At 62.8% G+C, this 12,246-nt stretch carries 8 protein-coding genes and 1 rRNA gene; 8 read left to right on the top strand and 1 reads right to left on the bottom strand.

Going from position 1 to position 12,246, the window contains the following annotated elements:
• The 8 genes from rrf to AACS24_RS18325 form a co-directional block, all read left to right on the top strand.
• Positions 1 to 84 (top strand): 5S ribosomal RNA (gene rrf, locus AACS24_RS21995); the annotation flags it as partial.
• Between the two features lie 182 nt (positions 85 to 266).
• Positions 267 to 773 carry an NUDIX domain-containing protein gene (locus AACS24_RS18295; protein ID WP_108571567.1) on the top strand — a complete coding sequence of 169 codons (507 nt, stop codon included), beginning with the start codon at positions 267 to 269 and terminating at the stop codon, positions 771 to 773.
• A gap of 132 nt (positions 774 to 905) precedes the next feature.
• The gene (locus tag AACS24_RS18300; RefSeq protein ID WP_108571568.1) at positions 906 to 3,059 is read left to right on the top strand and encodes an AsmA family protein; all 2,154 of its coding nucleotides are present in this window, start codon (positions 906 to 908) and stop codon (positions 3,057 to 3,059) included.
• Between the two features lie 145 nt (positions 3,060 to 3,204).
• Positions 3,205 to 4,587 (top strand): ATP-binding protein, encoded by a 1,383-nt coding sequence (locus tag AACS24_RS18305; RefSeq protein ID WP_108571569.1) that lies wholly within the window; start codon positions 3,205 to 3,207, stop codon positions 4,585 to 4,587.
• Complete coding sequence (locus AACS24_RS18310; RefSeq protein WP_065401380.1) at positions 4,584 to 5,231, top strand: response regulator transcription factor; 648 nt, start codon at positions 4,584 to 4,586, stop codon at positions 5,229 to 5,231. Before AACS24_RS18305 ends, AACS24_RS18310 begins: the two co-directional genes overlap by 4 nt.
• An 80-nt stretch (positions 5,232 to 5,311) precedes the next feature.
• Complete coding sequence (locus AACS24_RS18315; RefSeq protein ID WP_258222993.1) at positions 5,312 to 6,076, top strand: DUF2861 family protein; 765 nt, start codon at positions 5,312 to 5,314, stop codon at positions 6,074 to 6,076.
• Positions 6,077 to 6,334: 258 nt separating this feature from the next.
• Entirely contained in the window at positions 6,335 to 8,536 is a 2,202-nt protein-coding gene (locus AACS24_RS18320; protein WP_108571571.1) for a glycoside hydrolase, read from the top strand.
• Positions 8,537 to 8,631: 95 nt separating this feature from the next.
• A complete protein-coding gene (locus tag AACS24_RS18325) occupies positions 8,632 to 9,162 on the top strand; it encodes a GNAT family N-acetyltransferase (protein ID WP_108571572.1) in 531 nt (176 codons plus the stop codon).
• A gap of 87 nt (positions 9,163 to 9,249) precedes the next feature.
• Here the strand turns inward: AACS24_RS18325 and glnE are convergent, their stop codons facing one another.
• Positions 9,250 to 12,123, bottom strand: coding sequence for a bifunctional [glutamate--ammonia ligase]-adenylyl-L-tyrosine phosphorylase/[glutamate--ammonia-ligase] adenylyltransferase (gene glnE, locus AACS24_RS18330; RefSeq protein WP_181364231.1), 2,874 nt, complete (start codon positions 12,121 to 12,123; stop codon positions 9,250 to 9,252).
• Between the last annotated feature and the right edge of the window lie 123 nt (positions 12,124 to 12,246).

Here is a 12,246-nt window from a genome sequence, read left to right on the forward strand (position 1 = left end):
ATCCCATGCCGAACTCAGAAGTGAAACGCGGTAGCGCCGATGGTAGTGTGGCATTCGCCATGCGAGAGTAGGACACTGCCAGGCACCCAATTTAAGAACCCCGCTCATCGAGCGGGGTTTTTTATTGCCTGAAAATCAGCAAATCGCCCGATAATTGCCCTGCTTTATTCCTCTCCCTTTGAATTCCTAGTCCTCCCCGTCTGTTTTACTCATAAAAAACGGTCGCAACAGCGTAAAATGGCGCTTTATCTGGTCGGAGATAGCCCATGTTTTGTCCAAAATGCGGCGGTCAAACCCTGCAGAGCGTCAGTCCCAAAGAGTTTCGCTGTGGCTGTGGCTTTCATTTTTTCCAGAATGTGGCGACTGCGGTAATGGTGGCGCTTTGCTGGCAGGATGAGGTGCTGGTTGCGGTGCGTGCCTGCAATCCTGGCAAGGGGTTGCTGGATCTGCCGGGCGGATTTGTCGATCCCGGCGAGTCTCTGGAGGGGGCGCTGGTGCGCGAGTTGCAGGAGGAGCTGGGGCTCGATGTCAGCGCTCAACCTTTTACCTATCTCGGTTCATTCCCCAATATCTATCCCTACGATGGCATCACCTATCACACCTGTGACACCTTCTTTGCCATCAAGCTGAGCGAAAAACCGGTCATCCAGCCGGCTGACGATGTGGCCGCCTGTCAGTGGTTGAAGATCAGCGATATCCCCTTGTCCCGCTTTGCTTTTGAATCGACGCGCACCGCGATGGCGCGGCTGCAGCAATCCTCTTTGCAAGCCTGATCCCTGCTGATGACGATGGGGATTGGCAGCGACCATCCCTGTCTCATCCTTGTCCGCTTTTGTCCCGCAGACGCCATTCGTCAGACGGTGAGTGGTATAGTCAGCAGTGGATCCGGATTCAAGGAGCATATCGTGAAGAAGATAGTTCTCATCTTGCTCGGCATCGCCGTGGCGGCCTTGCTGGCCATAGTGACGCTGATAAGCCTTATCGACCCCAATCAATTCAAGCCCCAACTTGCAGAGCAGGTGCGCAAGAGCACGGGCCGGGAACTGGTGATGGCGGGGGAGATTGACTGGCGTTTCTGGCCGAGTCTTGGCCTCTCGCTGGAGAAGGTGGCTCTGCGCAATCCGGCCGGTTTTGCCGAGCCGGATCTGGTTCGTTTCGAACAGGGCGAGGCCTCGGTTGCGCTGTTGCCGCTGTTCTCCCATCGTCTGGAGGTCGGCAAGGTAACCCTGAGTGGCGCCCATCTCTTTATCCAGACCAAGGCGGATGGCAGCTCCAATCTGAGCGGACTGATCAAAGATGCCACTGCTGATGCAAGCGAACCGGTCGTCCCCGCAACCCCTGCGCCAACCGCTGATAGCAAGCCCTGGCAGATCAGCTTGCAGGGTGTCGCGCTCTCCCAGGCCAGTGCGCTGGTACAGGATGATCGCAGCGGCACGTCGCTGCGACTGGATCGCCTCGATCTCGATATGGGGCAGCTGGCTACCGGTGAGTGGGTACCCGTGGCGCTGGCCGCCAAGGGGAGTGCCGACAAGCTCGCTTTCGACGTTAAAGGGCAGACCCAGATCAAGCTGGCGCAGGAGGTGATGGCCAGTGAACTGAAAGACTTGAGCCTCAGTGGCAGCCTGAGTGCTCCGTCCCTGCGACTCGACAGTTTCTCCATCAAGGGAGACCGATTGGCCTTTGGTGAGTGGAGCAACTTCACGTTGGCGCTGAAAGGAGCCAAGGTAGAGGGGCAGCAAGCTTTACTGGCTGGCTCGCTGGAAGGAACGCTCAAGGGACGGCTCGACAAGGAGATGAAGCTTGCCGAACTCTCCGATGTGCTGCTGACGGCAGCGCTGGAAGGTGATGCCCTGCCGCGCCCGCAGATGAAGCTGAAACTGGCCGGTTTTGCCCGTGTCGAGCTCGACAAGCAGTTGATTACCCTGAGCAAGCTGGTGATGAGTGCCGATGAGGCGCTGCTGAGTGGTGATGGAACCGTGCAGCTTGGTGCCACTCCGGCAATCACCTTTGATCTGCATGGGGAGAAGCTGGATCTCGACAAATGGCTCGCCAAATCGACACCGGCTCCGACCGCACAGCCGAAAGAGGGCAAACCGGCGGCCAATACCGCTGCAAGTGGCAATAAAGCGGTAACCGGCAAAAGCGAAGCTCTCTCCGCGGTCGAACCGGATCTGGGCGCGCTCAAAGGGGTGGATCTGGATGGTCGGTTGCAACTCGGCAGCCTGCGTCTGAAAGGGCTGGATCTTGGCGCAGTCGATCTGCAGGTGGCTCTGGCCAAGGGACTGCTGACGCTCAAACAGTTCAGCGCGACCGTGGCTGGCGGTCAGGTAAACGCGAACGGGGTACTCGACGCACGCCAGCAGCCCGCCACCTACAAGGTGCACAAGCAGGTGGCCGGAGTGAACATTCGTCCCTTGTTGCAGACTCTGGCTCAGAGTGATCTGCTGGAGGGCAAAGGCGATCTCGATGTGCAGGTGCAAGGACGTGGTCTCTCTGAGTTGGCACTGCGCAACGGGATGCAGGGTAAGGTTACCTTGAAGCTGAGCGATGGGGCCCTGCACGGCATCAACCTGCCGGAGATGATCCGCGAGGCGCGGGCCACCCTCACCGGCAAGGGGGCCGAACAGGTGAAGGAGGCGCGCAAGACCGACTTCAGCGCCCTGACCGCCAGCTTCCAGATTGCCGACGGCGTTGCCCGCAGCAACGACATCCAGCTCTTTGCCCCCGCCTTGCGGGTCAAGGGCGAAGGGCAGACGGCACTGGTGCCGGAGAGCCTCGACTTCCTGTTCCTTACCTCCATCGTCGAGAGCAGCAAGGGGCAGGGAGGCAAGGATGTGGACGAGCTGAAGGAGATCACCATACCGGTACGGATCGGCGGCCACTGGCAGGCGCCCAGCTATCGGCTCGACGTGAAGGCGCTGCTCAGCAACAACAAGTTGCTGGAGGATAAGGCCCGTAAGGAGGCCGAGCGCGGACTCAAGAAGCTGCTGGGGGACAAGGCCGACAACGATGCCGTCAAAGGGGTGGCTGACCAGCTGCTCAAGGGACTGTTCAAATAGGTGACGGTTCATATGGGCTGGCGGGAGCTGCGCCAATGCCGTTAGCGGTTGACCGGATGTCAGCGCCATTTAAAAATGGCGCTGACATTTTTTATGGCGCAGTGCTCTGCTGTGTCTTCATCCGGAGTCATCTCGAGTTGAACCCATGCGCCTGATCCTGCTGCTCTGTTCCCTGATCTGCTACGGCATGGCGTATCCCGCGCTGGCTGGGCCGCTGGCGGATCGTCTGGCTGGCGAGCTGGCCAGACAGGCTCCCGAACATACGCTGCCTCTTGATGAGGTGCAGCGGCTCGACCGGCGCCTGCTTGCTCCCGACTCCCTTCATCCTGCCTGGCACCGTTATCCGCTGCGCCAGTTGCAGGCCATCTATCGCTATCAGCAGGAGTGCGGGGCGGATAATGCCTTGCCCGCCGAGTGGCTGCCACTGCTGCGGGCGCTTTGCGGCCAAGGGGCTGCGCCCTCGACCAGCTGGTTTGCCGCTCACCCCATCTATCCGCTTGGCGGCTCCAGCGCGGCTCGCTGGCAGGCTGGTCATCCGTCCGCCGGGCTCGACGATCTGCTCCATGTGCGGGAGCGGCGCGACCGGTTGGGGCTGATTGGCGAGCTTGATGATGACAACCTCGACGCCCTGCTGCGGGGCGAGCGCTGGCTGCTGCAATCCGGTCAGCTCTGGCTGCTTGCCGGTGGACAGTGGCGTCGCTATGGCGCTGGCCAGTGGCAGCCGCTGGCCGAGCGGTTCGGCGTGATGCTGGATAGCTGGGTCGATGGATCCTGTCAGGAGCGGGTTGGCGCGCTCTGTATCAACGAGAGCCCCACGCTGCACTGGCAGTGGCTGGCGCTGGCCAGCTCGCTTGGTTTCATCCTGCTGCTGGGATGGGCCAGCTGGCAGCGCTGGCGCCTGCTGCGGGAGCGGCGCGTCGCATTGCAGATGCTGACTCACGAGCTGCGCACCCCCATCATGGCGCTCTCAGGCATCAGCGAGGAGCTGCGCCACGACTTCGACCGGCTCCCCCCTTCCGCCCAGCAGAGCGTGGGTCAGCTGCTCGGCAGTGTCGCCCGCTTGCATCAACTGGCACAGGCCAGTCGCCACTATCTGGCGGCAGAGACCCTCGAGGATGAGCGGGTGGCGGTCAGTTTGGCCGAGTGGCTCACGCTGGCCTGCGAGCGGCATGGCGCCACCTTCTGCCTTGAGCGGGAGATGACTCTGGCGCTCCCCTTCTACTGGCTCGATCTCGCCCTCGACAACCTGCTGCGCAACGCCAGCCTGCATGGCCGCGCGCCGGTTCGCGTCTGTGCCAGCTGGCAGGCGGGGCGCTTGATCCTCGCGGTCAGCGATGGCGGCGAGCTGCCGGGTTATCGGCTCGCTACCCTGCTGCGCCGCGGTGCCCGTGCCGAGGGTTTGGGGCTGGGGCTTGCCATCGTGCGGCATCTGCTGCGCCGTCTTGGCGGGCGCCTCGTCCTGTCCGGTCCACCGACTACCTTCACCCTGACACTGCCCTGCCAACTCTGGAGCGACCCCGAATCATGAAGACCATCCTGCTTGTCGAAGACGAGGCGCTGCTGGCGGAGAACCTGCAACGCTATCTGACCCGCGAGGGGTATCGCTGCCTCTGGTGCGACACCCTGACTGCGGCAGAGCAGCAGTGGCTGGCGGCGGATCTGGTGCTGCTGGATCGTACCATGCCGGAGGGGGATGCCCTCGACTGGCTACCCCAGTGGCTGGCGCGCAAGGCGTTGCCGGTGATCGTGCTCACCGCAAGGGTGGAGGTGAGCGATCGGGTGGCCGGGCTCGATGCGGGGGCGCGCGACTACCTGACCAAGCCCTTCTCCCACGACGAGCTGCTGGCACGGATCCGTGCCCAGCTGCGTCAGCTGGGGGATGGCACTCAGGCAGTGGGTGGCTTGCAGCTCCATCCCGCCCGGTTGCAGGCGAGCTGGCAGAATGCGGAGGTGAGCTTCACCCCCACCGAGTTTGCCCTGCTCACCCTGCTGGTGCGAATGGCGGGGCGGGTGCTGAGCCGGGAGGAGATCCTCAACCGGGTATGGGGCTATCAGGCGTTTCCCTCCACCCGCACTGTCGATACCCATATTCTGCAACTGCGCCAGAAGTTGCCCGGGCTGGCCATCGAGACGGTGCGCGGCATCGGCTACCGGCTGGAGGTGACAGCGTGAAGCGCGCAATGCTGGCTGGACTGCTGTTGGCTCTAAGCGTCTGTCTTCTGAACCAGGGCCTTCTAAACGCAAGCAGCGTGATGGCAACTGAACGCGTCTTGGAAACCGAACGCACTGATCCGCTGCAACCGGCCACCCTGGCGCTGTTGCAGGGGGATAACCTGCACGGCTGGCAATCTTTGCAGCAGGCGTGGCCTGCGCTAAACAGCGATGCCGAGCGCCGTAGCTGGCAGGGGATGCTGGCCGCGCTAAGTGCCCAGCACTGCGGCAAGGATTTCCCGCTTACTCTGCCTGATGGGGTGAGCGAGCTGCGCCTTGAGCTGATCCAGCGCGATGCGCCGCTGCTGCGGGACTATCGGGTGCAGCTGACCGGGGAGGGACCCATCACCGCCGCGGAACTTATCGATCCCGCTGGCCGTAACCGGCTGGCTGGCGCCCAGTGGGAGGCGGAAGAGAACACTGGCGTCAGGGTTGTAGGCGCCGACCTGCCGACCCCCTTGCCAGCCGGACTCTATCAGCTGCGGCTGGCGGTGGCGGGCAAGCGCTGGCAGGTGGCACTGCCGCTGCCTGCAGTGCAGGATCTGGACTGGCTCTCCCGCTCGCCGCAGGCGGTGGCCAATCTCCCCGCCAACCCAGCTTCCTGTACGCCGCTCTGGCTCGATCAGGCGGTGCTGGCCCGCCCGCAATACTCCCTGCTCTGGTGGCACCGGATTGCGCCCGATGAGCCGGTTAACTGGCCAACCGCCACTCCTGACAGTTGGCGCACCCTCTCGCTGGTGCAGACCAGCCAGCGCGGCCAGCTGGTGTTGCAACTGAGCCACAGTCAGGCAGGGCCGGTGGAGTGATACCGGGGGATTGAGTCGCTGCTGTCTGTGATGGATGACCAGCTTCGGGCACAGATTGTTTCGTTGGTGCAATAGTTATCATTTTTTGCTGATGTTATTTGCAACAATTGACCCGTGGCTGGTGGTGGCTATTAAATAGGAAATGGCTGAGAAGCCTCTCCGCCTCTGCTCTGTGCTTAATCCTGACATTGGCCTGACAATCGCAGGCTGCCGATCTGCTGAAATGCGATTCCCGTGTGTTATCAGGAATCACAGACCATGACTTTTCTTCCCGTGCTAACGAGCCGGATCCGCCCGCTGTTGTTGTTGGCGCCGCTGTTCTCCCTGCCTGCTGAGGCGCTGACTCTGGCCAACGAGCAGTGGCGTATCGAGCTGGATCCCGCCACTCTGGCAGCCGAAGCAATTCTGCCATCGGGCAATCACTTGGCCATCTCTTCCCCCGGCCCGCGCCAGCCGGTCACCGCCCTGCAGCAGGAGGGTGAGCGCGCCAGCTGGCTGACCCGTGCTGATGGCGAGGTACGGGCGTTGGCTCGCCTTGAGGGCAACCGCCTGATCCTCACCCTGAGCCGCGCGACCACTGGCGAGCTGGTATGGCCGCGGGTGCCGGCAGGGGCACAGGCGCTGATGCTGCCGATCCATGAGGGATTTCGCATTCCGGCTACTCACACGGCGTGGCGCAAGGCGCTGGTGGAGGAGTATCAGGGGATCAACACCACGGATAATCTGACCTTGCCGCTGGTCGGGCTGGATCATGGGGTGCAACAGCTGGCGATCCTCTTTGCCAACCCTTTCAACAACCGGCTCACCTTTGCTCCTAAGCAAGATGGCATTGCCCTCACCGCGACCCACAGCGTCAATCGCCTTAATCAGGCTGACTCCTATGAGGTGGAGGTATCGCTGCAGCCGGGCAACGACTGGCTGGCGGCGGCCAAGGCCTACCGCAGCTGGCTGCAGGGGCGGGGTGAGCTGGTCTCGCTCGAGAGCAAGCTGGCGGCGGTGCCGGATGGCAAACGGCTGATCGGTGCCTCTCACCTCTACCTCTGGGGCGAGCGACTGCTGGTGCCACAGGATGTGAAGAGCTGGCCCGCGCTGCGCCGCCTGATCCCCGCCGACTGGCTCAAGGGGGAGAGCAAGAGTGCGCTGCAAGCGCCCGATCTGGCCCGCAACCGCTACCTGCAAAATCTGGTGCTGGCCGGGGTGGAGCAGGCGCTCGCACTGCGCCATCCGGGTCAGCAACCGGCCGATTTCACCGCCCGGCGCGCGCTGGCGGCAAGGCAACTGGGGGCTGCGCTTAACGATCCGCAAAGCTGGGGTGATGGTAGCTCGGCCAAGATGATCGCCGCTCTCAAGCAGGCTGGACTACCAAAACTCTGGCTGGGGTTGCCCCAATGGACTGCGGGCTTTGCTGCGCCAGAGGGGATTGAACTTGCCAAAGAGGCAGGTTATCTCATCGCCCCCTACGACTCCTACGATACCGCGCTGCCGGAGGGGAATCGCCAGCAGAGCTGGCTCACCGCCCAGATGGGGCAGGATATCTACCTGCGCTGCGGCATCATGCAGGAGAATGGACGGCGCAAGAGCGGCTTTCAAAACAGCGGCGTCTACACCAATCAGGCCTGCGTGCGCCCGGTGATGGAGCAGCGCGTGCCCTGGTTGCAGCAGGCGAGCCACTACAACAGCTGGTTCCTCGATGTGGCGGCGACCGGCATGGTGTTTGACGACTTCGATCCGGCCAAGCCGACCACTCAGGCGCAGGATGCGCAGAACCGGATGGCGGGGATGGCGTGGATTGTCAAGCGTCAGGGCGTGCTGGTGGGCTCCGAGGAGGGCGGGGCGGTAGCCAACCGCACCGCGGCCTTTGCCCATGGCCCCCAGACCAGCGGTTTTGGCTGGCAGGATCCCGATATGCGCCGCAACAAGCGCTCCCCCTACTATCTGGGGGCCTGGCATCCCGAGTTTCAGCCCGATTACTTCTTTCGCCAGAGCCGTCTCAAGCCCGAGTATCAGGGGCTCTACTTCGATCCGGCGCTGCGGCTACCGCTGTTCCAGAGCGTCTTTCACGACAGCATAGTGACCACCCACCACTGGACGATGGACAGCCTCAAGTTCAAGGAGAGCCGTCAGGTCACCGAGCTGTTGCAGCAGCTCTACAACGTGCCGCCCCTGCTCAACCTCAGTCTGGATAGTGCCGGTACGCGCATTCCCTACCTCAAGGGGCTCGATGCCTTCTTCCGCCCGCTGCACCAGCGGCTCTACAACCACCCGCTCACCGGTTTTCGCTGGCTCGACAAGCGAGGAGAGGTGCAGCAGAGCGAGTTTGCCGATGGCACAAGATTGGTGGCCAACTTCGGCCCGGCCACCGAGCTGGCAGGGATAAAACTGGCCGCTCAAAGCGTGCTGGCGCTGCTGCCCGATGGCCGGCAGCTGCAGTTTGTTTCGCAAGCTGATGGTGCGCGTTAATCCGGGATCCTGGTTGTTATGTGTTCAGAGGATGATGCGGCAGAACTTTTAATGTATAGATGAACGTTCTGCAAAATAGATGAGAGGTAGTTCTGATGATTGAAAGTGAAGTGATTAGAGAGGTAAACCATCCGGCGTGGCCGCTGGTCTGGCAGATCTATGGCGAGAGTTTTCCCCGCTACGAGCAGCGCCAGTCACAGCATCAGCCACAGAAGATGCGGGATCCTCGCTATCACTGCCAAATCTTTTATCAGGACGGCCTGCTGCTCGGTTTCATCTTCTGGTGGGCGTGTGGCGAGCAGATCTATATCGAACATCTGGCCATCAATCCGGCACTGCGCGGCCGCAACTACGGCAGCTGCCTGCTGGCCGAATTTTGCGAGCGGGCAGGCAAAACCGTCATTCTCGAGATCGATCCGCCAGAAGATGAGATTGCCATTCGCCGTCTGCGCTTCTATCAGGGGCTGGGCTTTTGTCTCAACGATTATGCCCATGTCCACCCGCCCTATCAGCCCGGCTACGAGGGCCATGCTCTGCGGGTGTTGAGCTATCCGGGGCGCCTTCAGGAAGAGGCCTATCAGCGTTTCAACAGCATGCTGGTGGAGACGGTGATGGATCACGGCTGAGCAACCGTAAGAATGTCGTTTTGCCGATAAGAGAGGGCTCGCCTGAAGCAATTCAGGCGGGCCCATTTTCATTGCCGCTGGCGGGAATCACTCCCCCAGCAGCTTGTGCCAGACGTCGAGCACATGGCTGCGCTCACTCTGCAGTTGATCGTCGCTCACCTTGCGGGAGATCTCCGAGAGGTTGAGGCGATGGCCGAGGTTGCGGATCTCCAGATAGGCCTGCTTCAGCCCCTCCGCCTGCTCCAACGTCAATACCCCCGCCATGACGCACTCATCGAAGATACGCACGTTATCTGACCAGCGGGTAAGGGCGTCGGGCTCGCCGCAGGCGTGGGCCAGCACCAGATACTGGGCGATAAATTCGATATCCACCATGCCGCCGGGGGACTGCTTGAGGTCGAACTCGCCAGCACCGGCCTTGAGCAGGTGATCCCGCATCTTCTGGCGCATCTCGCGCACCTCGCGGGCCAGGGTCGGCAGCTCCCGTCCCTTGGCCAGCACATCGCGGCGGATGCGGGCAAACTCGGCAACGATGGCATCGTCGCCATAGATGGGGCGGGCCCGCACCAGCGCCTGATGCTCCCAGGTCCAGGCTTCGTTTTGCTGATACTGCTCGTAGGCTGAGAGGGACGAGACCAGCAGGCCGGAGTCGCCGGAGGGGCGCAGCCGCATATCGATCTCGTAGAGAATGCCGGAGGGGGTGCGGGTGCTGAACAGGTGCAGGATCCGCTGGGCGAGACGCAGGTAGAACTGGCGGCTGTCGATGGGTTTGCGCCCGTCGGTGTAGCTGTTGGGGTCGCCGCCGTGCAGGAACACCAGATCGAGATCCGAGCCGTAACCGAGCTCGATGCCGCCCAGCTTGCCGTAGGCCACTACCGCAAAGCCGCGCTGGCCGCTCAGCGCCACCTCGGGCGGCACCCCGTAGCGCTCGCTCATCTGGGCCCAGGCCTGATTGACCACCTCCTCGGTGATCGCCTCCGCCAGCCAGGTGAGGTGGTCGCTCACCTTCATCAGCGGCAGGGCGCCAGCGATGTCGGCCGCCACGATGCGTAGCAGCTGCACCTGCTTGAACTGACGCAGCCCCTCCATCTGCTGCTCCACATCCTCTTCGGGGATGCGCAGCAGGAACTGGCGCAGCTGGGGCTTGTACTGGTCGAGCGGGGTGGGGTGGTAGAGGTGCTGGGGATCGAGCAGCTCATCGAGCAAAATGGGGTAGCGGGCCAGCTGTTCGCTCACCAGATGGCTGGCGTCGCACAGCCGCACCAGCTGGCGCAGGGCGCCCGGGTTTTCCGCCAGCAGTTGCAGATAGGCGCTGCGGGTGAAGATGCGAGTCAGCAACTCGCACACCCGCTCGAACAGGCGGGCGGGTTGCTCGCTGGCCACCACCAGCCGCAGCAGCTCCGGCATCAGCCAGTCCAGCGCGATGCGCCCCTGCGGCCCCACCTGACGGCGTTTGTACTCCTCCTTGAAACGCAGTAGCGCGGCACAGAGCGGGGCGGGCTCGGCCACTCCCTGCGCGGTCAGCAATTTTTCCAGCTCGGCGGCATCGAGCTCGGTGCGCCAGAGATCGAGCCAGAGCTGCTCCAGATGGGCGGGTGCCTCTTTCTCTTCCCCCACCACGGCGGCGAATTCCTGATGGACGGCGGCCATCTCCTCATCGAGATGAGCCATAAAGGCGCCCCAGTCGGCAAAACCGAGGGCGGCGATCAGCCGCTGGCGATCCCGCTCTTCGGTGGGCAGGGTCTGGGTCTGCTGATCGCCGATCTCCTGCAATATGTTCTCGACCCGGCGCAGGAAGCGATAGGCATCCAGCAAGCGATCGCAATGGGCAGATTCGAGGGCGCCACATTGGGCGATGGCGGCCAGCGCTTCGGGCAGGTGGCGCACCCGCAGCGCCGGTTCACGCCCACCGCGAATAAGTTGCAGCGCCTGGGCGATGAACTCCACCTCGCGAATACCGCCAGCCCCCAGCTTGATGTTGCCCTCCAGTCCCTTGCGGCGCACCTCGGCGGCGATCATCGCCTTCATCTGGCGCAGACCGTCGATGACGCCAAAGTCGATATAGCGGCGAAACACGAAGGGGCGCAGCATTTCGGCCAGCTCGACCGAGTGCTCGCATTGGGGGCCCAGTACCCGCGCCTTGACCATGGCGTAGCGCTCCCAGTTGCGGCCGTGGTGCTGGTAATAATCCTCCATGGCGGCGAAGGAGATGGCCAGCGGCCCCGCATCGCCAAAGGGGCGTAAGCGCATATCGACCCGGAACACCTGACCATCCTGGGTGGGCTGGTGGAGGGCGTTGATGATGCGCTGACCGAGTTTGATGAAGAATTGCTGGTTGGCGAGCTCGCGCCGTCCGCCGACCGTGTAGCCGTTCTCGGGGAAGGTGAAGATAAGGTCGATGTCCGAGGAGAAGTTGAGCTCACCGCCACCCAGCTTGCCCATGCCGAGAATGAGCAGCGGCTGCGGGTTGCCGTTGCCATCCATCGGGGTGCCCAACTCATTGCACTGCTTGGCGTAGAGCCAGTCGCGGGCGGAGCAGATGAGGGCATCCGCCAGCTTGGTCAGGTGGATAAAGCTCTCTTCCACTTCGGCGTGACCCAGCAGCTCGCGCCAGGCGATCACCAGCATGCGGCTGCGGCGGAACTGGCGCAGGATGCGCTTGAGCGCCTCTTCATCACTCACCTCGGCGAGCAGGGAGGTGAGGTCACTCTGGTAGGCGGGCCAGCGTTCGACCCGCTCCAGATCCCCGGAGGTGAGCAGCTCGGTCAGCAACTCCGGCTGTTTGAAGAGAGAGTCGGCGACAAAATCGGAGAGACCGAGCAGGGTCAGCAGGGTTTGGCGCACCGGCTCGGGCTGATTGCCATAGTCGGGGGCCAGTTCAGTCAGCCGTTGCCACTGGCGCTGGGCCAGCTCCTGCAGCAGGGGGGAGAAGGCGGAGAAAGAGGGAGAGTGCTGGGCCACGGTTGCCGTCCTTGTGGTTAACAAAACTGCCGGATAAAAAGCTGGCTGCCAATCTAGCACTGTCAGGCCCCCGCGTCACAGCGCAGGGACGAGAAGCATGATCCGGCGGGAAAAATGGGCTGC

The sequence above is a fragment of the Aeromonas sp. HMWF016 genome (assembly GCF_963878195.1).
Lineage (GTDB): Bacteria > Pseudomonadota > Gammaproteobacteria > Enterobacterales > Aeromonadaceae > Aeromonas > Aeromonas lacus.